Origin of the sequence: Shewanella maritima (assembly GCF_004295345.1) — a bacterium.
GTDB classification, from domain to species: domain Bacteria; phylum Pseudomonadota; class Gammaproteobacteria; order Enterobacterales; family Shewanellaceae; genus Shewanella; species Shewanella maritima.
The window spans coordinates 4186527-4210668 of the sequence record NZ_CP036200.1; the positions used below are offsets into that span (position 1 = coordinate 4186527).

The 24142-nt window shown below is 43.0% G+C and carries 19 protein-coding genes; 15 read left to right on the forward strand and 4 right to left on the reverse strand.

Annotated features, from left to right (window positions below):
- Positions 1–110: 110 nt before the first annotated feature.
- From EXU30_RS17735 to EXU30_RS17775, 9 genes are all read left to right on the forward strand, one after another.
- Positions 111–785: a YkgJ family cysteine cluster protein gene (locus EXU30_RS17735; RefSeq protein ID WP_130602291.1), complete on the forward strand. Its 675-nt coding sequence runs from the start codon at positions 111–113 to the stop codon at positions 783–785.
- A gap of 40 nt (positions 786–825) precedes the next feature.
- Positions 826–1368 carry a hypothetical protein gene (locus EXU30_RS17740; protein ID WP_130602293.1) on the forward strand — a complete coding sequence of 181 codons (543 nt, stop codon included), beginning with the start codon at positions 826–828 and terminating at the stop codon, positions 1366–1368.
- Between the two features lie 107 nt (positions 1369–1475).
- The gene (locus tag EXU30_RS17745; protein WP_130602295.1) at positions 1476–1871 is read left to right on the forward strand and encodes a hypothetical protein; all 396 of its coding nucleotides are present in this window, start codon (positions 1476–1478) and stop codon (positions 1869–1871) included.
- Between the two features lie 110 nt (positions 1872–1981).
- On the forward strand, positions 1982–2281 hold the full coding sequence (locus tag EXU30_RS17750) for a hypothetical protein (protein ID WP_130602297.1): 300 nt from the start codon (positions 1982–1984) through the stop codon (positions 2279–2281).
- A 229-nt stretch (positions 2282–2510) separates the two neighbouring features.
- Positions 2511–3440, forward strand: coding sequence for a hypothetical protein (locus EXU30_RS17755; protein ID WP_242620256.1), 930 nt, complete (start codon positions 2511–2513; stop codon positions 3438–3440).
- A gap of 77 nt (positions 3441–3517) precedes the next feature.
- Positions 3518–4000 (forward strand): hypothetical protein, encoded by a 483-nt coding sequence (locus EXU30_RS17760; RefSeq protein ID WP_130602301.1) that lies wholly within the window; start codon positions 3518–3520, stop codon positions 3998–4000.
- 186 nt (positions 4001–4186) lie between these two features.
- Positions 4187–4765 (forward strand): DUF7010 family protein, encoded by a 579-nt coding sequence (locus tag EXU30_RS17765; protein ID WP_130602303.1) that lies wholly within the window; start codon positions 4187–4189, stop codon positions 4763–4765.
- Between the two features lie 983 nt (positions 4766–5748).
- Positions 5749–6666, forward strand: coding sequence for a restriction endonuclease (locus EXU30_RS17770; RefSeq protein ID WP_130602305.1), 918 nt, complete (start codon positions 5749–5751; stop codon positions 6664–6666).
- A 180-nt stretch (positions 6667–6846) separates the two neighbouring features.
- A complete protein-coding gene (locus EXU30_RS17775) occupies positions 6847–7440 on the forward strand; it encodes a sugar O-acetyltransferase (protein WP_278044720.1) in 594 nt (197 codons plus the stop codon).
- 41 nt (positions 7441–7481) lie between these two features.
- Here EXU30_RS17775 and EXU30_RS17780 read toward each other — a convergent pair whose 3' ends face one another.
- Entirely contained in the window at positions 7482–8393 is a 912-nt protein-coding gene (locus EXU30_RS17780) for a LysR family transcriptional regulator (protein WP_130602307.1), read from the reverse strand.
- A gap of 471 nt (positions 8394–8864) precedes the next feature.
- Between EXU30_RS17780 and EXU30_RS20825 the strand changes: the two genes are divergently transcribed.
- On the forward strand, positions 8865–13787 hold the full coding sequence (locus EXU30_RS20825; protein ID WP_130602309.1) for a S8 family serine peptidase: 4923 nt from the start codon (positions 8865–8867) through the stop codon (positions 13785–13787).
- 87 nt (positions 13788–13874) lie between these two features.
- On the opposite strand, the gene ppiC is transcribed toward EXU30_RS20825, so the two are convergent.
- Positions 13875–14153, reverse strand: a complete 279-nt coding sequence (gene ppiC / locus EXU30_RS17790) for a peptidylprolyl isomerase PpiC (protein WP_130602311.1) — start codon at positions 14151–14153, stop codon at positions 13875–13877.
- A gap of 323 nt (positions 14154–14476) precedes the next feature.
- On the opposite strand from ppiC, the gene EXU30_RS17795 reads away from it, so the two are divergent.
- The gene (locus EXU30_RS17795; RefSeq protein WP_130602313.1) at positions 14477–15781 is read left to right on the forward strand and encodes an inosine/guanosine kinase; all 1305 of its coding nucleotides are present in this window, start codon (positions 14477–14479) and stop codon (positions 15779–15781) included.
- Positions 15782–16132: 351 nt separating this feature from the next.
- On the forward strand, positions 16133–16963 hold the full coding sequence (nadE, locus tag EXU30_RS17800; protein WP_130602315.1) for an ammonia-dependent NAD(+) synthetase: 831 nt from the start codon (positions 16133–16135) through the stop codon (positions 16961–16963).
- A gap of 155 nt (positions 16964–17118) precedes the next feature.
- On the opposite strand, the gene EXU30_RS17805 is transcribed toward nadE, so the two are convergent.
- Complete coding sequence (locus tag EXU30_RS17805; protein WP_130602317.1) at positions 17119–17715, reverse strand: DUF6942 family protein; 597 nt, start codon at positions 17713–17715, stop codon at positions 17119–17121.
- Positions 17716–17836: 121 nt separating this feature from the next.
- Between EXU30_RS17805 and EXU30_RS17810 the strand changes: the two genes are divergently transcribed.
- Entirely contained in the window at positions 17837–19285 is a 1449-nt protein-coding gene (locus EXU30_RS17810; RefSeq protein ID WP_130602319.1) for an alpha/beta hydrolase, read from the forward strand.
- A gap of 50 nt (positions 19286–19335) precedes the next feature.
- On the opposite strand, the gene EXU30_RS17815 is transcribed toward EXU30_RS17810, so the two are convergent.
- Positions 19336–21567, reverse strand: a complete 2232-nt coding sequence (locus tag EXU30_RS17815) for a diguanylate cyclase (RefSeq protein WP_242620257.1) — start codon at positions 21565–21567, stop codon at positions 19336–19338.
- 383 nt (positions 21568–21950) lie between these two features.
- On the opposite strand from EXU30_RS17815, the gene EXU30_RS17820 reads away from it, so the two are divergent.
- Positions 21951–22217, forward strand: a complete 267-nt coding sequence (locus EXU30_RS17820) for a DUF4212 domain-containing protein (RefSeq protein ID WP_130602321.1) — start codon at positions 21951–21953, stop codon at positions 22215–22217.
- Positions 22218–22229: 12 nt separating this feature from the next.
- A complete protein-coding gene (locus tag EXU30_RS17825; RefSeq protein ID WP_130602323.1) occupies positions 22230–23948 on the forward strand; it encodes a sodium:solute symporter family protein in 1719 nt (572 codons plus the stop codon).
- The last annotated feature ends 194 nt before the right edge of the window (positions 23949–24142 follow it).

The following is a 24142-nucleotide window of genomic DNA, read 5'->3' on the forward strand; positions in this document are numbered from 1 at the left end:
CGCTGTCATGCCATTTGCTGAGCAAATCGCCCGCCAGCACTTGGTTCACTTATTAGCAGGGCGTTAGGGCTTAAGAAGGCAAAAAAGTAACATTGCATGTGAGGGAAAATATGCTGAATTTAAATGAAAGAGAGCGACTTGAAGTCCAGAGTATATTTGTTGCAACTGAAAAAGAATACCGAAAGCGACTTAGGGCGAATAAAAATTCTGTTTACGCCATAAACCTGGTGGGTGATCTTCACAATAAAATTGACTCTGTTATTAGCTCTGTAAAAAAGAAAGGCATTAAATTCGGATGTCGAAAGGGGTGTAGTTATTGTTGTGATCTCCGAGTTGAGGTACTAGCTCCCGAAGTTTTTTACATAACCAAGAAGCTCAAAGGTTCGATGTCCAAGTCTGAAATGCAGGCATTTATTGAAAAGCTGATGACCTATGCAGATAAGGCTACCGGACTACGGTTCGATGAACATATCATACCATGCGTAATGTTAGAAAATGGTGCATGTAGTATTTACGAATATAGGCCAATGATGTGCCGCAAGTATAACTCCCTCGATGCTCAAGTGTGTGAGGACCCACATGCACAAGTTCCTGAAAATACTGAAGTCGTGGTAAAAACTGGAGCAATAGGTAAAGGATTCTCAGATAGCTACGAATCGCGTGGTTTGTCAGCAATACCGCATGAATTAGGTCAGGCTCTTCTTGTAGCACTTACTGACCCTAAATCAGAACAAAAGTGGGCTAAGGGAAATGAGGTCTTCACTCGAATCCCCGAAATGAACTAAGTTCAGCCCTAACAAATTGCTTAAGAGTGACGGCTAACCTTTGGCATTTTGGGTTCGGTTGAGTTTAATGGTTACGGTGGCTTTGCCCAAGTTCCGTGGTGTTAGCCGCACCTTAGCAAGGCGTTATACACCAAGGGAAGTTATGGAGTTTTCGATAAATCCGCACAATGGAATTGGCTCAATCAAATTAGGTATGCCTAGAACAGAAGTTCGCGAAATTCTTGGCGGTTCGTTTGATTCATCTAGAAATTCTCTCGACTATTATTTTAATGGTAATCTTCAGGTTGAGTTTGAAAATGACTTAGTAAGTTTTATTGGTGTAGCTCTAGATGAATCTTATGTCGTAACATACTTGGGTGTTAATGTATTTGATGTAGAGGCTTCTAAATTATTCGCTCTTATATCTGCCAATGAACCATTGGAACATACATTCGAACGAAGCGAATATGTTTTTCCTGAGCAAATAATAACGTTGTACGATGCAGATGAGCAGTACGATTACTTAGGAAATCACCAAAGATCTATTTGGGGGCAAATTGGCTTAGGTTCAAAGACATACTTGAATGCCGTAAGCGGTGTATAACAAGCGCATAAAGTGAAGGGACTGCTAATGCTTGGCTCGGTTCCGCTTCGCTTTACAAGTATAGCCAAGCATTATCAGCCCCTTATGCGGGCGTTAGGTACCTTATCGTGGTCGAAGATTTTAAATCCATGCCTCTACTATTGAAATTCATAACAGCGCACGGATTATTTTGCTTTTTGTTTTTCCTGTCGGCTACAATTCCTGGTTTTGATGTAAATTTCAGCTATAAAGGCCAGTCTATGGGCTATGATGAGATTTGGCAAAATGGTTTGGGGATTGACTTGATTTTAATAGGTTCGCTTTTTCCTATTAGTGCAATTTTACTTTTAAAAAAGTGGCAATATTGCCGCCAGTTTTATGCGTTGATTATTCTAGGAACATTTGTCATTTTAAACGTTAATGGAGAAAGTTTTATCTATTTACCTTTTGCTTTAATAATTCCATGCTTGCTAATGGTTTACCTCTTTAAATACGATAAAGCCAAGGTGTACTTCGGTACCTAACAAGCTGTTTAACAAGGACAAAATACAGTTGGCTTTTGCTCCTTCGTCGCTTAATTTTAGCCAACTATATTTTGCCCATTAACAGGGCGTTATATTTTTAGAGGACTAAAATGTATTTAGAACCGTGGTTAGATATTAATGAATATTCCGAACCTCATAAAAATAAATTGTCATTCGAAGCTAAAACAGAAATCGATATTGGTCATATTCTATTTGGCAAAGAGTTATCTGTAATTGCTAAGCGTGAAGATTGCGATGAAATCCTTATTTTATCTGGTAGCAATAAATATATAGTTCATCTTACTTGGTCTAGTAATAAAGAGTCACCTCCTTATCCAAATACAGTAAAGTTTGATTCTGAAGAAGAATTAGAAAGAAGGCTTCAACAAGATTTTAAATTTTATTCATAGTACCAAAATATAACAAAGTTTGTTAAAACCGACGCAACATACTCCGCCAACTTGATATTGCACTTCACGAATTTTATACCAAGCTGGCTCCGCATGCCGTGTGGTTTATAAAGGTGTTAAAAACCAAAAATAGTAGGTGCAACAATCTCAGATTATGGAAGACAAGATTATTTCAGCAGTGAGAACATTTGCTAGCTCGATAAGCTCAGGCAGCAAAGTAGTCGCTGATATGTCTGAACTAGTTGAAGTTACGTCTCAGTTGCCTCTTTCGAGTTTTGACTACTGGGAGCGAATCATTCGTTCGGAATTTTCTTCAGCTATAAGGGAATTTATTCCCCCAAGGTGGAAGGTATGGTCAAAGCCCAAGGAATTAGTAACTTGGCTTGATCTTATTAGTTGGGATGGCTACAAACGTGAAAAAGCAGTTCGGGCCTTATCTGGGGCTGCACCGAACACTTTCTTTTTTTCTCTTGCAGTTCGTAGACTCAATGATTGGGTGCCCCAGGTTCGTAAAGCCGCGAGGGAAAAGCTCCTTGAAATAGCAAGGTCGACTGATCCTGAATATGTAGTTGAGGCATTATGCGTCGCGCTTTCCAATTGGAACTCGTGGGGTAGGATAGAAGAAGCAGATAAAGAGGTTCTACAGGAAATTATCTGTGAAAAAGAGATAGCAAAGTCCCTTCGGTTCAAGTTAATTATGTCTGCTTCAGGGCCTATGCCATCACTCTTTTCTCAGCTAGGTCGCACTACGATACTTGATGGGCAAATTGAAGAAATAGCTAAATCCGCTATTCAGCCTTCGGTTCGAGCAAAGGCATACCGCAGCTTATTTGAAGGGCGAGTTGTATGGATGGAAGGACGAAAATGGGTGTGGACTGATATAAGGTACTGCGAAGGCAGGCTAAAGCCTATCGTTGGCGAGCGAAAGTTAGAAATTGATACCCCACTAATATACTTACTAAAAAGGTCATCTGAAGATTGTTCATCCATCGTTAGGCGTGTTTCAGCAGAAATTCTAATACGAGAATTGGGCAATCTAGGTATAAAGGCCAGAGGTTTTGCCGAACGCTTTGCTTCAGACAGCTCACACGCTGTATCTGAAAGGGGGAAGTTTGCCTTAAGGAAATTAGATGAGGCAGAGGGTGCCAATGCCTCTTAACAAGCGCTTGTTGTCGCACTGGTTCTCTGTTGTTCTCCAAATTGGCTGCAAACGGGGGCGTTAGATCTTAAACAATCATGCATAAATATCTGCTACTGCAAGCTCTTCTTTACTTTAACGTTCATGCTGCAGATGAAGTTATAGCTTCATTTGATGAAAAGCGGACTTGTGTTCCTGAAACAGATGATTGCCAATCCACTTTAACGATTTCGACTAACCGAAACGTTTATGTGTTTGAAAACCTATTAGGCAGCTTTCATCACTCTACTACCAACAACCAGATTTTTGATTGTGGTGGCGACACATTAAGTTATGCGCCTAATGCCAATTTGATAAATGCAAACGGGTCAACGCTCAGAATCGTTCATAACAATGGTGTTGGTGAGTGTGGTTTAACTCCAGATCAAAGGTACTATTTCATCATTGATGAAACACCGGTTTTGAGTGTCTATGATAATACCGCACGATTGCTTCTATCTAAGCCCGTTTCATTTCAATCTACGGTTAAGTATAAAATCAATAACTTAGTCTATGAGGTTTGGGTTCCGGGTATTCCGTAGTCATAACAAACTCAATCATAGGAAAGTGCTCATGGGCATGAATAAAACGTTTTTGTTGTGTTCTCTGATTAAAGCACTGCGCCTCTAATGACAATTGTCACATACGACTGATGACTTTTGTCTGCAGTCCTATTTGGGTTTTGTATCAATAATATATTCATACATCACCCAATGGACGAACACACTATGCCCCTACAGACCAAATCTCTTGAACAATATCGTGAAGAATATAAGCAGAAAAAACTAATCACTATGCCGATTGCTGGTGCCATTGTTTGGTTGGCATTAGGAATTACCGCATTATTTGTACCGGTCAAGAATATGGTGTTGCCAGTTTACATAGGTACGGGCTGTATCTTTTACCTAGCACTTTTCATCTCACGCTTTACGGGTGAAAAACTGCTTATGAAAAAGGAAGAACGCAACCCTTTTGATACATTGTTTCTGTATACCTTAGGCATGTCGTGGTGTGCGTTTGCTGTCGCTATTCCATTTGGATTAGAAAACTATACCGCAGTGCCAATGGCTATTGGCATTGTATCAGGGCTAATGTGGTTACCTATATCATGGTCGTTAGAGCATAACGTTGGCATTATTCATACTTTGCTGCGCACCGCACTTATCGTTATCGCTTGGTATGTGTTTCCTGAGCAACGTTTTGTTGTGATCCCATTTGGTATCGTGCTGGTTTATGCCATTAGCTTGTATCAATTGCTAAGCCGTTATCAGCAAGTAAAGGCTCACTATGTTGCAGTGACTCTTTAAGGCTGAGGCTATTGATTTCCCAAAATAGTGAATGGGCTGTAACAATAAGAAAATAAAGACGTTTCTGTAAATTTCTAGGCCGTTGCTCGAAGGGCTGATGATGTAGTATGTTTGTAGGCTCTCACGTGGTGTAGGATTTAGTTTCCTTGGCGAGATTTATTAGGCCAGAACGCACCATGTTTGTCTAAATATTGATTCCAAGTGAGTTGAGCTTGGGACTCCCGATACGCGGGCGTTAGCTATATACTGATATGGGGCGAAAATTGGTCAGGAAGTTAAAGAATAAAGCGTTCTCAAAGTTAAGGAAGAAAAGGCTTGGCTATCGATTTATAGGTTGGTGGTTCGTAGTCCTTGGTGGGTTTATGTCTTATTCATTTGGACGGATAATGTTAGACCCAAATGGAGTACTAAATTACAACGGAGTTGATACTACAGACTTCGGCATTAAATTGAGTGCTTTTTTATTTACATTAATATTTCCTGTGATCGGTTTTATATTTATTATTATTCCAAAGCGTTGGGTTACAAAACTATTACTGCTGCAAGCAAGGATGAATCCTTTTTCGCCCAGGTAAAATAAAATATACCTAAAGGATAGGACTCCTGCGAACACTATTGGCGGTTCAAGCTCTAGCGTTATAGCTCAGAATACCTATCTCAAATACGCAATCAATCGGCTAAACCTGTTTTTGGGTTTAGCCGTTTTTGTTGTTAGCTTACGTTCTTTCATGAAGCCGGTATCTAGTTCCGATTCTTCAATTTACCTTTTGGTCAATCTAGGCTCACAGTTTTGTGTCGTTATTTTTTCACTTCAAATTATCAATGGCTAATGTTATTTGCGTTACAACCGCAACCCCAATTATTGGAGATAATGACCCAGTAAACACAGTTGTATTCGGTTTGGTGTAGTGCGCAGTTAACTCAAGCTAGCAACACCTGCTCAATCAGGCTGGCATTTTTAGGGTTCAGTTGAGGGTTTAGATTTGATAGAAGCGACAACAGTAAAATTTATTAAGCTCGGGCGTTCTGGCGACTGGGAGGCGCGTTGTATCGAAGGTGATAAGCCAATGATCAGACTTGGCTTTGATAATCCTCATCATCAGAAATGCTTAGAAGGTGATTGGGATTTTATCAATCGCTATTGGCAAGAGTGGAAAAAGAAAGGCAAAGCCACAGAAACCACCAACCAGATTAAGGATTTTTACACGCAACCTGCAACTACCATGTGGATTACGGTTTATAAGCGCAAACTGTATTGGTGTTTTGCCAGCGAAGAAGTCATTGAGCTTGAAGATGGCAGCAGGGTTAGGAATGTCATCGGCCAGTGGCAGTCTTGGAACGTTAATTCTGAGCCTTTATATGTTGAGAACCTAAGCGGGAAATTAACTAAAGTGCAGATGTTTAGAGGCACGATTTGCTCGGTAAAAGAGTCGGATTACCTGCTTAAACGAATTAATGCCATTGAACTTGCTGAAGTCAAAGCTGCTAAGGACTCGCTTATGCAACTTGAGTCCAGCATAAAGCCACTAATTAGTAACTTAGGCTGGCAAGACTTTGAGTTACTGGTCGATCTGGTGTTTGCCAATGCTGGCTGGCAACGCGTCGCCACTTTAGGCAAAGTTGAAAAATCGATTGACCTTGATGTTATGTCGCCTGTTACTGGTCGTAGAGCGTTTATCCAAGTGAAGTCTCAGTCATCGAAGGAAGAACTCAAAAGCTACATTGAGCAATTTGAAGGGATGCCACAATACGATGAAATGTATTATATCTGCCATACAGGTACTGTAGCGTTGGCTGATGTTAAACTTCCGCATAATGTGCAACTTATTGGTTTAGATCATATGGCCGAGCTGACAATTAATGCCGGACTTGTTACCTGGCTGATCACTAAGGCGTCTTGATTGAAACTAGTTAAGTGGTTGGAGTAAGCGGTTGTCATGTTCACCGTAGTTTAATTTTGCTCACAAAGTGGTAATTTTAGGTCGCTCTTGTCTTGTTGAAATGGCTGAGACAGGTTAAAAACGAGTTTTGCAGTATAGGCTAATGAGTTTTTCGAGGGGCTGTTTTGACGGGCTTTTTTAATGGACTTTGTTGGCGAGCGTTTTTGGTGTAGCAAGATGATGAAAACTGAATTAGAAAAGATGATAGCAGGGGAAATGTATGACCCTGCAGACGCTGAATTGGCCTCAATGCGGATCAACGCCCGAGAGCAAAGTGCCAAATACAATAACACTGCAGCGACAGATAACGCTAAGCGTACGCAGTTATTAAAAGCGCTATTTGGCGCGGTAAAAGGTGCCATCACCATAGAGCCACATTTTAACTGCGACTATGGCAGTAACATATTTGTCGGCGACAACTTTTACGCCAATTTTGGTTGTGTAATTCTTGATTGCGCCAAGGTCGTCATTGGCGATAACTGTATGATAGGCCCACAGGTTGGTATTTACACCGCAAGTCATCCGTTAGATGCAACTGAGCGCAATAGCGGTTTAGAGTTTGCGAAAGCCATAACTATCGGCGACAACTGCTGGATTGGTGGTAATGCAACGATTAACCCTGGTGTGACTTTGGGTGATAACGTGGTTGTGGCATCTGGCGCAGTTGTCACCAAAAGCTTTGGCGACAACGTGGTGATTGGCGGTAACCCTGCCAAAGTGATAAAACAGATTTAAGTTATTGCGCATAACAGCTAACAATAATGACCAACGCTGGGTTAACTATTATGCTCGGCAGTGGTTTGTACAAACTCAATAAACTTTTTAACAGCTGGTTTGATTGGCTTACCTTTCATCGTTACGATCCCATAAGCCACATCTATTTGAGGCATATTGTTAATATTCAGCAATACCAGTCGGCCAGCTTCTAGCTCTTGCTTGACGATGACATCGGGTAATAAACAAATCATGTCACTGTTGTACAAAGAGTGCTTGATGGTGTGGATTTCTTCAAAACGAACTAAGCCGCTGAAATATTCTCGTTCGGTGTCAAACAAGTCATCAAATGCACTGGTTATTTCTACTGGTGTGCCTCGAGGTAAGGCTATTTGGTAGTCTTTTAGTCTTGGGGTAAATAGGTATTTCTCTTTTAATAGTGGATGTCCAGGGCGACAGCAAAAGACGCCTTTTGATTCACAATAAGGGATGATGTCAATGTCTGGCATCTTGTCTAATTGAGTGATTCTGGTTTCTGCGAGAAAAACATCCAATTCTCCCTTAAGCATTAAGCCATACAACTCTTCGACATAGCGATAGCAAAGCTCGACATTAAAGTTAGGGTACTTTCTTGTGAATTCAACCAAAATACTGTCATAGACATGGGATGCTACTAAGTTACCTCCACCTAGCACGATATCATTGAATGAGTCGTCTCTTGGCAGCTTAACTTCTGCTTCGAGGTCACTGACTGACGATAAGATTTTCTCACTGTGTTTTAGCACGATATTGCCAAAGTAGGTGAGTTTTACAAATCGAGAGTTGCGCTCCATTAGTTTGGCTTCAAGTAAGCTCTCTAAACGCTGGATACTTCTTGTTAATGATGGCTGGGAGATATTGAGCTCACTAGCAGCAAGGCTATAGCTTTTATATTCAGCCAAAGTAACAAAGTGCTTTAGATGCCTTAGCTCCATTATCACCTCTTAAATTTAACTAGGTAACAAGCATAAATAACCCGAGTTAAATCCAGCTTAATCTATGCAGTTTTAGTGACTATTTTTGCGAGTTGGCCCGCACACTGGTTATTGCAATCAATAATTTTTTGCACAAGCTACCGAATAAAAAATTAGTGAGCAAGCTAAGGGGTGCTAGGTTGTTACAATTTGTATCAGGTTGTCGCGAATTTGATGAAGCTGATGCTTGTGAATAATCAGCAATATTAGCTGAACCTAGATTGTGCGACTGTTTTCGCGTTAAAAACCTGCCGATGTAAAAACTCTTTATTTCGAATATACCTTCCGCGCATCAAGCTATAGGTGCTTTCTATTGGATTGAAATTAAACAAAAAGATAACAATTTGATAGCGAGCTGATTACCAGCTTGCGGATTTTTCAACACTACCACTGGTGGCTTTTTTCGAGTGGTAGAAAAACAGGAAGGTTTTAATGAAAATAAAAAAGATAAGCCTAATGACCATTGCGGCTATGTATGCAGCAGGTGCAGGAGCTGCTGCCAGTCAGCAGCCTGTATCACTTTCTTTGGCTAGCATGGACGTTCAGGGCGTCGACATTTCAAATGAAGAATATCAACGTATGCATGAGTTTAAAAATGCTAGGTTGAATCGTCCCACTCAAACTGTCGCGCCTAATCAACATATTCGAAAGGTGGGGTTAGATAAGGTTCCATTTCAAATGGAAACCGATTTAGCTCCGGGTGAGCATACTTACATTGTGCAGCTTTCAGATGCGCCAATTGCAACTTATCATGGTGGTATTTCTGGACTACAGGCAACTGCTGCAAGTGTTGCTCAAGGGCCTTTGCAATTTGGCAAGCAGCCTAGGGTTAAACTTAACCTGCAGTCGGCGGCCAGTGTTAGTTATCTTGGCTACCTTGAAAATCAACAAGCTAAAGTGCTTTCTGATATTAGTGCCAAAGCGGGAGCTAATAACAACGTTCGCCAATCCTACAAATATGCTTTCAATGGTATGAGTTTAATGATGACTCAAGCGCAAGCAGCCCGTGTGGCAAAGCTTGATGGGGTTCGCGCTGTTACCCGCTCTATAGTGCAAGAACTGCATACTGATGTGGGCCCTGAGCATATTGGCGCTGATAAAGTATGGTCGGGTGCTGCAACAGGCACCGAATTTACCGGAGCCGGTATTACCGTAGGTATTCTCGATACGGGGATTAATAGCCAGCACCCGTCTTTTGCTCCAATGGGTGATGATGGCATAGCTATTATAAACCCTCTTGGTACGGGCAATTACCTAGGTGACTGCGAGCAAGTCGATTTTTCCCACATGTGTAACGACAAATTAATCGGTATTCGCTCGTATACGGAAATTACCGATAGCTATGGTGATCCGGTATTTAGAGGGTTAGGTTGGAACGCTCCATGGGAACATGTTCGCCCAGCAAATGGCGAAGACTATAACGGTCATGGCTCGCATACTGCTTCGACCGTTGCTGGTAACGTGTTGCTTGATGTTGCCTACCAGGTTGCTGAGAGTGGCTATGGTGAACAAATTACAGGGCGAGGTACTGACTTAGTCTTCCCGCGAGTGTCTGGTGTGGCACCTCATGCGAACATTGTTTCATACCAAGTTTGTTGGGCGGGTGGTCAAGGGGCACCTTATGCCGGCTGCCCACAAGAAACGACTCTAAAAGCTATCGACGATGCTATTGCTGATGGTGTAGATGTAATTAACTACTCCATTGGTGGTGCAGAGCAATATCCGTGGCAAGCCCCTACAGAACTTGCTTTTCTAGCCGCACGTGAGGCAGGAATATCTGTTGCTGCATCTGCGGGTAACGCTGGTTCCTTTTGGATGGACCATGTCTCCCCTTGGGTAACGACAGTTGCTGCTAGTACTCATGGGCGCGTAATTACCTCTAAAGAAAAAACCATTGATGGTTTTACTGGTGGTGAAGAAAGCCCTAGTCCTTGGGGGCCAATGCGTGCGGCATCAATAACAGGTGGCTACACTGGCCCTGTGGTTTTAGCTGCAGATTATGACAGCGCTAACGCGAGTTGTGATGCCCCATTTGCAGAGGGGACATTCAGTTTCTACCCCGATGGTTCTACGTTAGCTACTTCGCCAATTGTTGTGTGCCAGCGTAGCGACCAGGCTAGGGTTGCCAAGGCTGACAATATTCGCTCTGGTGGTGCAGGGGCGATGATCCTATATAACCTTCAGCAAGATTGGGAATATGAGTCGCCAGATGCTGTGAAAGTTGCAGATTATTATTCATTGCCGACGGCACACATCGGCGCATATGACGGCAGTAAAGTGGTTGAATGGTTAGCCGCTGGTATTGGTCATACTGCTACCATCAGTGACGGCTCACTTTATACAGAAATGGGCGAGGCTGATGAGCTGGCTGATTTCTCCTCTCGCGGTCCGAGTAAGACCAATCCAAATATCATGACGCCGACGTTGGCAGCTCCTGGTGTAGATGTATTTGCTGCTTACGCTAATGACAGAATTTTTACCATGACAGGCTATGGTATGAATTGGGCTGCAATTAGCGGTACCTCGATGGCTTCACCGCACGTAGCAGGTGCGATGGCGTTGATTAAAAATGCCCGCCCAGATTGGAGCCCTGCGGAAATTCAATCTGCTTTAACGACTACTGCGACTCAAGCTTCATTTGCGTTTGACGACGGTGGTGCTGGTGTTGTCAATGTCGCGAGGGCAATCAATGCGACATTAACTTTGGATGAAACCATTGAGAATTATCAAAATGCAGATCCATTAGTGGGCGGTGACGTCAAAATGCTCAACATGCCGTATTTGGTTAACCGTGAATGCGAAGGGAGTTGCAGTTGGTTTAGAGTGGTTACAGCAACAGAAGACGGTAGTTGGAATGTTAGTGCTGAAGAAATCGGTTATACGGGCGCGTCGCTTATGGATATTAGCGTTACGCCAACAAACTTTTCGCTAAGTGCCGGCGAAAGCCAGCGTATTATGGTGACGGCGAAGTTGCCTGATATCGATTTTCAATCTGACTCGCCTTTAGGGCAAGGTAATACTAACGGCTACACCTTCCAGGGGCAGCTGCAGCTAACCCCAATGGACTCTGGCAAGCCTCAGCAAGTATTACCAATTATCACCACTTATAAGAAGGCTGATCTTCCAGTGATCATTGAGGCTAATATAGGTCGTGAGCAAGGTGAATTTTTGTCTCCAGAGCTTGTTGCTTCAGCGACTGATAATTTGTCAGCTGTGGTTTATGGAATGGCGAAAGGCGAACAGCAAGAGTATCACCTTAAAATGAATACTGAGTGGCCATTTGATATGGAAGATTCAGTGCCGAGTGAGGACTCGCAAATTGGTTATCGATTCTTCGAGGTTCCAGAGGGAACTAAGCGACTCATAGTTGAGATCGCTGAGGAAGATAACTTTGCTAAATTTGTAAGCCATTTGAGTATTGGTCGTGATGTAAATAATGATGGCAAGATCCACTGGGATAACGAAGCGATTTGTGTCTCAGATTGGCGAATGCGTGATTACTGCGCCATCAATAACCCTGAGCCAGGGCAATATTGGTACATGCTAACCAATATGAAGTGGGGACTATATTGGGAAGATCCTTATGACATGGCTAATCGCTTTGTGACCAATGTAGTTCTAGTTAGTGATCAGGCTTCTGGTGAAGTGAGTGTGTCACCGACTTCTAGCGATGGGTTTACACCACAGTCTTTGAATATCAACTGGGATTTACCTAGCGCTGTAGAAGGTGACGTATATCATGGTGCAATTGCCCTTGGAACTGATACGAGTAACACAGAAGATATCGGTTTAATACCGCTGCGTTTAACCCGTACGAGTGATGACGTTCAGCTCACAAGTTCTCATACTGGCGCAAACGTAGGCGATATTGTCGATTTTGAACTGGTTCATCAAGCTAACTTAAATGGCTTAGAGCGTGAGCTAAACCTGACAGTTGAGCTACCAGCGGGGATGACGCTAATTGAAGATAGCGTGCGTGGTAACGAGTTCTTCAATTCAATGACAACTGAGACACAGGCACAGCAACTGATGATAAATGGTACTCAACCTTCATCTAAAGATGATGAGCCACGTTATGAGTTCACTACAAGTCTTGAGGATGAAATGTGTCGCTTACCGTTTAGCGATCAGACTCACTTCTTAGATCTTGAAGCGCTTGGCGTTCCTCAGCTTCCTGGGTTTGACAGCACTTGGAATCAAATGTTTGAAATTCCGGATTTCGTCGGTGCTGACAAGTATTTCCCACATATTCCTTTGTACGGTGTCTCTCGTGATGACACAACCAATATCATCACCATTATGGGTAATGGACTGCTTAAGTTTGATGCCCATGTGATTGAGTCTCTACCTGGCTATACCCTGGAATTTGACGGGATTAAAGATCTAGTGGTTGCTCCTTACTGGCGCAAAGATGGGGTGACAATTAATGAGTCTGGTATCGACTTTGATACATTTACACCGTATAGCAACGGGCTGTTTGCTGCCGCACTAAACGACAGTAAATATCTTGGCGTGCAATGGAAGAAAATGTATGGCTCTATTCCTGGTTGGTTTGGCGCAGAGATAGACTATGAAACTCACTATAACTTCTCAATACTGGCTTCTACCGAAATCGACTTTACCCCTAACGTTTATGAGTTGATCTTCACTTATGAAGAAATGAATGACGATAAAGGTGAACATACGATTGGTTTGAAGGGGTACCAAGGTGTGCGTGGATTCTACTACCCAGTTAACGGTTTCCATGTAGATGACTATGCAGTGAACGAGCCAGAGAAGTTTGGCAGTAATATGGTGATTTGTGCTAACTACCAAGGGCCTGAAAGTACACGATTAGTGACTCGTTTCTCAGCAAAAGTAACTAGTGCAGCAGTTGCAAGTGACAATGACGTAATGGTTAGTGCAACATTGAGCACCGGAAACACGGTCAATAAGTCTGTTGCTGTTCCTGTTGCCGGCAATATAACTGTGTTTGATATGGCTGATCATCAAATAGATGAGAACACAGTACTTGAAGGTATTGCTGTTGAGTACATGCATAGTCAAAACCGTGCGGTCTCTGTTAGTGCATCTGGTGATAATGTTACCGTAACCGCTGACGGCGCTATGTTAACCATTACGCCTGCTGCTGACTGGCATGGTGAAACCGAAGTGACGGTGACAGTGATGGATAGCACTAACCAACAAGATCAGGCATCAACAAGCTTTATGCTTACAGTAATGTCAGATGGCGTTGAGCCTTCTACACCAGTGACACCTGAACCAGAGCCTGAAACTGATTCATCAGGCAGTAGTTTAGGTTGGTTGGCATTAATGATGTTAGCTTTGGTTGGATTTGGCCGCCGTAAACACTAATTGAATGGTTAAAATAACAAAGGGCTCTCTGTTGAGAGCCCTTATCACACTTATAAAGTGAGAGGGATGTCTACTGAGCCTTAGCCGTTAAGTGCGATACAGCACCTTAACCACATGCCAGCCAAACTTAGTTTTTACTAGGTGTGGTTTAATCAATTCGCCAGTAAAGCAAATTTTGTCAAATGCTGGCACCATTTGTCCTTTTTTGAACTCACCTAAACTGCCGCCTTTTTTACCTGATGGACAAGTAGAGTGCTTTTTTGCAAGCACATCGAATTTGGCGCCTTTATTGAGTTTATCCATGATCTCTTCAGCGAGTACTTTGTGTTTAACTAGAATGTGAAGTGCAGATGCCGTTTTTGCCATGGTAAAGCCCGTTTGAAGGATGAAAAATAAGTGGCGGCTATTATACGAGACTCGGCATTGATCAGCGAGTGATAGTTACAATATGGCTTTGCTAAACAATCAAAGGTATGTGTGTTGGTAAAGCGCTATAAACAAGCGCAAAAAAGTTAACTAACAAGCAATTGACGAAATGTGATCCCTGATTAATATATAACCATAGGTTCAGATAGTTATAGCCGTTACAGTGTTAATTATTTCAGTGTTCAGGTAAGATCTGCCGCCATTATGCCTATATGGCGGTTTATAGATTAAATTGCACGGATGCTAATCAACGAGAGTACAATATGAAGTTTCCCGGACAGCGTAAATCTAAACATTACTTTCCAGTAAATCATCGCGATCCCCTGTTAGCTCAACTCACTCATCAACCTCAAGCACAAGCAAGTTATGTCTGTGGTATTGACCAAACTTTGGTCGACATTGAGGCGAAAGTTGAAGCGGAATTGTTAGAGCGTTACGGCCTACCAAAAGGAAACTCTACTCTTATTAACGACGAGCAAGCGCACGCTTTATATACCGAGCTTAAGTCGAACAATATGATCAGCGACGAGTTTGCTGGTGGCACCATTGGTAACACGGTACATAACTACTCGATTTTGGCCGATGACCGCTCGGTGCTGTTTGGCGTAATGAGCCAAAATATTATGGTTGGCAGCTACGCATACCGTTATTTATGCAACACCTCATCTAAAGTTGACCTTAACTACCTACAACCTGTTGATGGCCCGATTGGTCGTTGTTTCACGCTGATTTCTGACGATGGTGAGCGTACGTTCGCCATTAGCAAAGGTTCGATGGACAAGCTAACGCCTGAGTTCATCAATAAAGATGTGGTACAAAACAGTGCGGCGTTAGTACTTACTGCGTACCTAATGCGCGCCGCTGAAGGCGATGGCATGACTAGCGCGGCAATGAAGGCAATTGAATACGCCAAAGAAGCCGATGTACCAGTGGTACTAACCCTAGGAACACGCTTCTTAATTCAGGAAGACCCTAAGTGGTGGCAAAAGTTCATTAAAGAACATGTGACTATTCTTGCGATGAATGAAGATGAAGGTGAGGCATTAACAGGTCAAGTTGACCCACTGCTTGCGAGTGAAGCAGCGCTTGAGTGGTGCGACATGGTATTAACCACAGCTGGCCCAATTGGTCTTTACACTGCAGGTTATGTTGATGACAGCGCTAAGCGCCAAACGAGTCATCCACTGCTGCCTGGCGCTATTCCTGAGTTTAACCGTTATGAGTTCTCGCGCCCGATGTTAAAAGCTGATTGTGATGAGCCAATTAAGGTTTATGCGCATATTTCACCTTATATGGGCGGTCCAGAGCTTATCCGTAACACCAATGGCGCGGGCGATGGAGCTTTATCAGCATTGTTACACGACTTATCTGCTAACGTGTTCCACAAGGTAAACGTGCCTGGTTCGAGCAAGCATAAGCGTGAGGGATTATGCTATTCGTCATTCTCGCAAATTTGTAAGTATGCTAACCGCGTTGCTTACGAAGTGTTAGCTCAGCATAGCCCGCGTTTGTCTCGCGCCTTACCCGAGCGAGAAGACAGCCTAGAAGAGTCATACTGGGAGCGATAGTAAACGCTTACATCGACTTTGGTTTCAATCAGTTGGCTAGAAATACCTATTTTTAGATAAAAAAACGCTAGTGAATTCCACATTAGCGTTTTTTTTATGGCTGAATTTTATAGAATGGTTCTAGTTTAACCTGAACTCGGGATAATAAATCGGTTTCTAACGGCTATTTTTGTCTATTTCTGTGTTGAAGCTACTTGCAATAGGCTAGCTATTGACGCGTAGCTTCGCCTTGAACTAAACAAAACTATCTCGCTAGAAACTTAGTGCTAGATCTAGCTCTGAACAAGAGAGTCATTGGCACTTCCTTATCCCAAGTTCAGGCTAGTTTAATTTGATGTAATGGAGCCTGACGTGAAAGGACAAATCTTAAGGGAAATGAAAGTGCTCAAAGCAATTGAGCCTGAGTTTGAAGTGCAGCGCCGCGTTGCCTTTATTAAAGCCAAGCTAAAGGAGTCACATACCACTAGCCTGGTACTTGGGATCAGTGGTGGTGTGGACTCTTCAGTCACTGGGCGTTTATGCCAGTTAGCGGTGAACGAGTTAAATGCCGAGCAAAGCGACAAGGCTTATCAATTTATTGCGGTGCGTTTGCCGTATCACGTGCAAAAAGATGAAGACGAAGCCCAGCTAGCTTGTCAGTTCATTGAGCCAAGTAAACAAGTCACAGTAAACATTGCTGATGGCGTTGAAGGCGTGCATGCATCTACATTAGCAGGTCTTGCAGGCGCGGGTATTGAGCTGCCTGAGGCGAGTAAAGTTGATTTTGTTAAAGGTAACGTTAAAGCGCGTATGCGGATGATTGCCCAGTATGAAATCGCTGGTATGGTTGGCGGTTTAGTAGTGGGCACTGATCATAGCGCTGAGAACATTACTGGCTTTTACACCAAATACGGTGATGGTGCGTGTGATTTAGCACCAATTTTTGGTTTGAACAAACGTCAAGTTCGCCAGCTAGCAAGCTACCTTGGTGCGCCAGATGTATTAGTCACTAAAGCGCCAACGGCTGATTTGGAAGAAGATCAACCGCAGCTTGAAGATGAAGTGGCATTAGGCATGACTTACGATCAAATCGATGATTTCCTAGAAGGCAAAGATGTGGATGACAGCGTTGAAGCCAAGCTAATTGGCATTTACAAGCGTACTCAACACAAGCGCGAGCCAATTCCAACGATTTACGATTAGTCGTTAGATAACATTGTAAAAGCTGCCAATTAAAATCGCCGCCAATGAGTAAATCTTGGGCGGCGTTTTTGTACCGTTAATTTCTCAATTGGTGGATTCTTTGTTAATCAATGCCCTAGCTGCGTCTTCTTGCTAATGATGCAGCTTGGGATGACTCAGTCATAGTCGTGAATAACCTTGCGAATTTCAGTAATCAGTTTATTGGGAAATTGTCGGTAATCCAGGTAGGGCGTTAATAGTTGCCTGTTAACTGTTTTGCTTGGCAGTTTATCTGGTGAGTCAGCATCGGATTTTTCAATTTGTTTAGCTAAATCGAGATTAAAATGTTGCTGAACTTGTTGCCCTGCAAAAATATGCCACACGGTTTGATTGTTGATGAGTGAATCAACTTTCACTTGTGGCTCTTGCTGTCGGTGTAGAGTTTTCTCTGGCTGCAATTCTTTGTCACAGCAGATAATCAAGGCACAGCTTTTACACTTAGTAATAGTTCCACTGCTAGAGAACAGGCTATCTTTGATATCTCGCCACTGGCTTTCATCATGGGCGCATAGCTTCGCCGCTATGGTGAGGATTTTACGCCAATGGTTACCATTTAAAGCAATTAACTGTTGGCAAAATTTTGGGTTATCAGGCGCTATGGGTTTATTCTCAGCGCTTGATACTCCATCTTCATAGCTCGGCATGATAGGCACATTGGGCAGGTAAATGAGTATTTCAGCATTGATATCACCAATTATCTGGTAATGGGGCACAAGTAGCTATCCTTATAATATTAGTGATAAATAAGCGTTAACGGCGTGGTTATATTTCATCGCTACAATCGGTAAACTGAAACAAAATCAGGTTACTTCACTCGCTATAGAAAGGAAACCCATGCGCGCGATTGTTATTGGTTCAACTAAACATATTCTATTTGCTTTGTGCTATGCCCTTATTGGCATTATTGTCGCAGGGTTGTTTGGGCTGGTGTGGGTGTTAAATAATCGTGCGGATTTGGACTTATGGCACAAGACTGAGCTCACCCATCAATATCGCGGTCAAAAGGGCATTGAAACGCTTGATGATTATTTAGCGCTTGAAGATAAGCTGTTTGCAGAGGTCGACACCAAGATTTACCAACGCTACTCGCCAACCGTCGCTTCCGCAATCAATCGTTTTGAAACTGACTCGCTTGCTGATCCAAGGCAATGGCAAGTTAATTGGAATCGCACTTTTGTGTCGCGCAGTGAATCGGCACAATTTGGCGTGTTGTTTATTCACGGTATGTCTGACTCGCCATATTCGATGCGTCATCTGGCTGAAAATTTTATAGACCGTGCAGATGTGGTATCGCTGCGTTTACCTGGGCATGGCACCATTCCTAGCGCGTTAACCGACTTGCACTGGCAAGATATGGCTAAAGCGGTTGCTCTGGTGACCAAGGATCTAAAACAGCAGCTCAACGGTAAGCCGTTATATGTGGTGGGGTTTTCAACTGGCGCCGCGCTTGCGCTTAACCATGAGCTTGAAAAAATAGCTAAAGGTAAGCAGGGAAGTTATGAGCGTATGGTGTTTGTGTCACCCGCTATTGGCCTGCCTACCATTGCTGCAGGTGCTTATTGGCAGGCAAGGTTAGGTGAACTGCTAGGGCTAGAAAAGCTTGCCTGGAATAGCATCAAAATTGAGTACGATCCGTTTAAGTATTTGTCGTTTGCGGTTAATGCGGCCGATGTGGTTTATGGTGTGGCGCAGCGCAATCTTGAGTTAATTAGTCAGTTTAATCCTGAGCAACAACAAAAAATAGCGCCGATTTTAACCTTTCAATCAGCTGTCGATGCTACGGTTTCAACCAGCGCGATTCTTAATAATTTATACCGTTATTTACCAGTGGGTGAGCATCAAATCGTGATGTTTGATGTGAATCGAAACCTGGTGAATCGTAATTTAATGACCAATGAGCCGCTTGCTGAGCTAGCGACATTAGGTTTGGATATAAACAAGAATTTTGATGTAACGCTAGTGGAAAATATCTCAGTAAACTCAGCACAAGTGCAAGCGAGAACCGTTAGTCATGAGTTAAAGGGCGATCAGTTCAAAACACTTAACTACATTTGGCCACAAGATGTGTTTTCACTCTCTCATGTAGCGCTGCCGTTTCCTGCAAATGACCCACTGTATGGCGTTGATGTTGCTGATGACTACCCGTTTATCCGCATTGGGCAGGCGATTTACAGTGGTGAGCGCGGATTATTCAGTGTGCCGCCATCGGATATGCTGAGACAAAAATGGAACCCGTTTTATCCGTATGTGGTAGAGCGGATGCAAGGCTTTATTGAGCATTAACCTTTGCTGCTGAGCAATAGTTTGTATTAGTGTAATAGCGTAAAAGTGGACTATTCGGGTTGTTCTAGTTTCTGTTTTACTTCTTTTTCTTCAATTGGCGAATTCTCATCGAATAGGGTGGTGTCATCAATGATGTTAATAATCACCTTATTGCGACCTACATCTTTAGCCTGATAAAGGTTGTTATCCGCAATGCGGATCCAGTCGTCTAAGTCTTTCGAGTAGCTGGCATTGGCGGTAATCGCGCCAATACTGGCAGTCACGTTAAAGCGCTTACCGGTTTCATGCATAACGATTTCATTGGCTTCAATGGCTTTGCGGAAGGTGTTGAGGTGTTGCTCAATTTTAAGCGCATTCGAGATAGGTAAGATAAGAATAAACTCTTCACCGCCATAGCGAGCAATAATGTCAGTATCACGTTTAAAGTGCGTTTTTAGCAGTTTAGCGACTTGTCTTAAGCACTCATCACCGGCCAGATGACCGTATGAGTCGTTAATGGTTTTAAAGAAATCTAAATCTAGCACTGCGACAGTAATGGCCTGTTCACTGCGCAAACAGAAATCCAATACATCATTAAATCGATTTTCGGCATAACGGCGGTTGTACAATCCAGTTAATGTGTCTTTATCAACTAGGTCTTTTAGTTTTTTGTTGGCGCTTTCTAGCTCTTTAGTGCGCTTACTGACAATGCCTTCTAACGCCATTTGGTGTGACAGCAATTGCTGCTTACTGGCAGATAGTCTTTGGTACAGGTTGTAGACCTCGCGAGGAAATGACTCGTCAAGTTGTAAACTTTGCAACTGTTTAGCGTCCATTTTACTAAAGTGGTTGGCGACTAAATCAAGCGGACCATTAAGCAAGCGGCTAATCTTGGTTGATATCAGATAAGAGAAGAGCAGTGACACCAATAACATGATAAAACTGTTGAGCATTTGGCTTTCTGCTAACTTTAGTAGTGGCGAGAACTCCTCAACAACATATAGCGTCCAGCCGTTATTAAGTTGCTTTTTAGCGTAGAAATACTCAGGAGTAATGGATTCTATGTCATGAATATTGAGTAGGTCTAAACTGGTACGGTAAAACTTATTTCCTTGGTTGTATTGAAATTGAGTGATGGGTTTAAGGCCTAATTCATCGCTGGCATAGACTATTTGGTTTTGCTCATCAAGTAGGATGATTGATTGCTCGCGCGCTTCTTTAGCAATATCTTCTACTTTACTGATATGGTTCAAATCTAGCGAACCTTCAATGATACCAGTAGGTATCCCTTTATCGAATAGCGGGGCGCTGATGGCGATAATGGCCTCATTACCTAAGCCTCTGCCTAAGAAAACTGAAGAGATAAACAACTTACGGTTGTAAAAAGCCTCAATAAAATAGTCGCGATCTTTAATCGATATCTGCTGAATATCTCCCTTTATATTTAAAAACCGAGAACTAGGTGACGCGTTAATAACATGAGCATCTTGGTTAGCTATTAACATGGTAATGAAGCCTGGATAAGATTGATGCAGGGTATTTAAATACTGCTGGCGCTGCTCTGTTGAGGATTGCATTAAGTTAAATTGCTTAGCAGCGTTGTCGATGACTTGTTTATGGTTGTTCAAGTAGTTTTCAGTCGCAGAGCCAATGTAAGACGCATTACTTTCCAACTTGCTCTGCAGCAAATCTTGCTGGCGGCTTAAATAAAAGTAATTGAACACGATTGCCGAAATCAATAGTGAAACTGTCACCATCAGCGTCATAAAGTAGGTTAGCTGGGCGCTGAATTGGCGGCGTTTTTTGTCCTGAACTTTACCTTCGAAGTTCCATAATCTTGGGACAAACAGTATAAGCAGTGAAGCAATGCTGACGTAGATTAATCCATTAATACCTTGTTTCAGCACCGTGAAGGGGACGTGTTCACTTGGTATATCAAAAAACACTCGAGAGTATAGGTAAAAAATTGGTGAGCCGATGAACACCCAATAAATTGCGCTGCCATATAACGAGTAAATGTCTCGCTTACGGCAATAACCTAAAAAAAGTGCTTCAAGACAAAAGATAACGTAGACGTGCGGGCTGTCCCAGGCTAAAAGCAACCCTGTAGCTGCAATCGTAGCGGTAATTAGTGCATACCAGGGGCCAAATAACACCGCTGAAATGACGTAAAAGGTATTGCCTAATACTAATTGTACGTTAGCAAAAAATGGGATCGGGTAGCTGTTGATGGCGAATCCAAGTAAGCCAAAAACAATTGCAAACGTTAAATGTTGTTGGTTTATCTTCTTGCTTGTCAGCAATTCACAGTCCTATTAAGCCGCTACAACTTTTGTGTCATCCTTTGTTAAAAAATTGTAACTGCTAGAGGCGCTTATCTCAAGTTAACTGCAAAATAAAGCTCAGATTACAGTTATTAACATGCACAATGCTTTCCTTTACTTAGATTCCCCATCAACCAGAAGGCTTACTCCGTTTTCGCCCTGCGTACTGTTAGACCATAGTCTAGCATGCTCGATCTGGACGAAATCGTTTTAGATTGGCTTAAGTTGTTGATTTAGCTGTTATTAATTGAGGGTTTTAATGGCGATTATAAGTTGAGCTTAGACTAAGGTCTTGATTGTCCCTCCCTTTAGACTTGCTAGATTTGCTAAGACTTTACAATAAATAGCACAAGGGAGTCGCTATGGCTTTTGAAAATAACGATAAGGCAGCAGGCTACTGGAAAGAGAACCTACGTCTCGTTCTTAGTTTGTTGGCAATATGGGCAGCAGTGTCTTTTGGATGCGGTATTTTATTGGTGGATGTGCTCAATGAAATTACCTTCATGGGATTCAAATTAGGCTTCTGGTTCGCGCAGCAAGGCGCAATGTATGTGTTCGTGGCATTGATTTTTGTCTATGTGGCAAAAGCTAATGCATTGGACAAAAAATACAACGTGCAAGAAGACTAAGGAGATAGGGCAATGGACGTTCAAACACTGACCTACCTAATTGTTGGCGCAACGTTTGCGCTGTACATAGGTATCGCGATTTGGTCTCGCGCAGGTTCTACTAAAGAGTTCTACGTTGCTGGTGGTGGGGTGCCTCCAGTGATGAACGGTATGGCAACTGCCGCTGACTGGATGTCGGCCGCATCGTTTATTTCATTAGCAGGTATTGTGTCGTTTGTGGGTTATGACGGCTCGGTTTACCTTATGGGCTGGACTGGTGGCTATGTATTACTAGCACTGTGTATGGCGCCGTACTTACGTAAGTTTGGTAAGTTTACTGTGCCAGACTTTATTGGCGACCGTTACTACTCACAAGCGGCGCGTACGGTAGCGGTTGTGTGTGCCATCTTCATTTGTTTTACCTATATTGCAGGCCAAATGCGTGGTGTTGGCGTGGTATTCTCGCGCTTCCTAGAGGTTGAAGTTGAAACTGGCGTGTACATTGGTATGGCTGTGGTGTTCTTCTATGCGGTGCTCGGCGGCATGAAAGGTATTACCTATACTCAGGTTGCTCAATACTGTGTGCTTATCTTTGCATTCATGGTGCCAGCGATTTTCATCTCAGTGATGATGACAGGTCACGTATTACCACAAATTGGCTTTGGTGCTGAATTGATTGATGCAGCCGGTAATGGTACTGGCACATACTTGCTCGATAAGCTCGATGGATTATCCTCCGAGCTAGGCTTCTCCCAATATACCGAAGGCTCTAAGGGCATGATTGACGTGTTCTTTATTACTGGTGCTCTGATGTTTGGTACTGCGGGTCTGCCACATGTAATTGTACGTTTCTTCACTGTACCTAAAGTTAAAGATGCACGTGTATCGGCTGGTTGGGCACTTGTGTTCATCGCGATTATGTACACTACGGTTCCTGCATTAGCGGCATTCTCTCGTGTAAACATGATTGAAACCATCAATGGCCCTGAATCAACAGGTGTTGCTTATGAAACTGCACCAGATTGGATTAAAAACTGGGAGAAAACAGGCCTAATTAAGTGGGACGATAAAAACAACGACGGCAACATCTACTATTCGAACGGTGATGCCAATGAGATGAAGATTGACCGAGACATCATGGTACTGGCGACGCCTGAAATTGCAGATTTACCAGCATGGGTTATCGCGCTAGTTGCAGCTGGTGGTTTAGCTGCGGCGCTATCAACATCTGCCGGTCTGCTGTTAGTTATCTCTACCTCGGTGTCCCATGATTTACTTAAGAAGAGCTTTATGCCAGATATCTCCGATAAGCAAGAGTTGTTGTATGCTCGGATTGCGGCGGCGGCAGGTATTGTAATGGCCGGTTACTTCGGTATTAATCCGCCAGGCTTTGTTGCCGCAGTGGTTGCAATTGCATTTGGTTTAGCTGCTGCGTCACTATTCCCAGCGATTGTAATGGGCATCTTCTCTCGCACTATCAATAAAGAGGGCGCGATTGCAGGTATGGTTGTGGGTCTAACCTTTACCGCAGCGTACATTATCTACTTCAAGTTTGTGAATGTAGGTGCTAACAATGCAGATAACTGGTTCTTAGGTATTTCGCCTGAGGGTATCGGTATGTTGGGTATGTTCATCAACTTCGCTGTCGCATTTGCGGTGAGCAAAGTAACCGCAGCGGTACCTGATCATGTTGTTGAAATGGTTGAGTCTATTCGTTTCCCTAAAGGTGCAGGCGAAGCACACGACCACTAAAATTTGATGAAATTAGTTTGATTTTAAAAAGAGCTCTTCGGAGCTCTTTTTTGTTATTGCGTATAGGGTGCACCTCAAAGTTTCGTGAGTGCTAAAGCTTATAGGCTTTAGTCGAATAGCCTAGCCATGCTGCGCCCTTATATAGTTGAATGATGGCAATTCATGACAATTCAACTTGGATATGGTCGTAAACG

Excerpts from the sequence above, each read along its gene's own strand:
- EXU30_RS17735 (WP_130602291.1), top strand. The coding sequence starts at position 111 with ATGCTGAATTTAAATGAAAGAGAGCGACTTGAAGTCCAGAGTATATTT.
- EXU30_RS17750 (WP_130602297.1), top strand. The coding sequence starts at position 1,982 with ATGTATTTAGAACCGTGGTTAGATATTAATGAATATTCCGAACCTCAT.
- EXU30_RS17755 (WP_242620256.1), top strand. The coding sequence starts at position 2,511 with ATGTCTGAACTAGTTGAAGTTACGTCTCAGTTGCCTCTTTCGAGTTTT.
- EXU30_RS17760 (WP_130602301.1), top strand. The coding sequence starts at position 3,518 with ATGCATAAATATCTGCTACTGCAAGCTCTTCTTTACTTTAACGTTCAT.
- EXU30_RS17765 (WP_130602303.1), top strand. The coding sequence starts at position 4,187 with ATGCCCCTACAGACCAAATCTCTTGAACAATATCGTGAAGAATATAAG.
- EXU30_RS17775 (WP_278044720.1), top strand. The coding sequence starts at position 6,847 with ATGGACTTTGTTGGCGAGCGTTTTTGGTGTAGCAAGATGATGAAAACT.
- EXU30_RS17780 (WP_130602307.1), bottom strand. The coding sequence starts at position 8,393 with ATGGAGCTAAGGCATCTAAAGCACTTTGTTACTTTGGCTGAATATAAA.
- EXU30_RS20825 (WP_130602309.1), top strand. The coding sequence starts at position 8,865 with ATGAAAATAAAAAAGATAAGCCTAATGACCATTGCGGCTATGTATGCA.
- ppiC (WP_130602311.1), bottom strand. The coding sequence starts at position 14,153 with ATGGCAAAAACGGCATCTGCACTTCACATTCTAGTTAAACACAAAGTA.
- EXU30_RS17795 (WP_130602313.1), top strand. The coding sequence starts at position 14,477 with ATGAAGTTTCCCGGACAGCGTAAATCTAAACATTACTTTCCAGTAAAT.
- EXU30_RS17810 (WP_130602319.1), top strand. The coding sequence starts at position 17,837 with ATGCGCGCGATTGTTATTGGTTCAACTAAACATATTCTATTTGCTTTG.
- EXU30_RS17820 (WP_130602321.1), top strand. The coding sequence starts at position 21,951 with ATGGCTTTTGAAAATAACGATAAGGCAGCAGGCTACTGGAAAGAGAAC.
- EXU30_RS17825 (WP_130602323.1), top strand. The coding sequence starts at position 22,230 with ATGGACGTTCAAACACTGACCTACCTAATTGTTGGCGCAACGTTTGCG.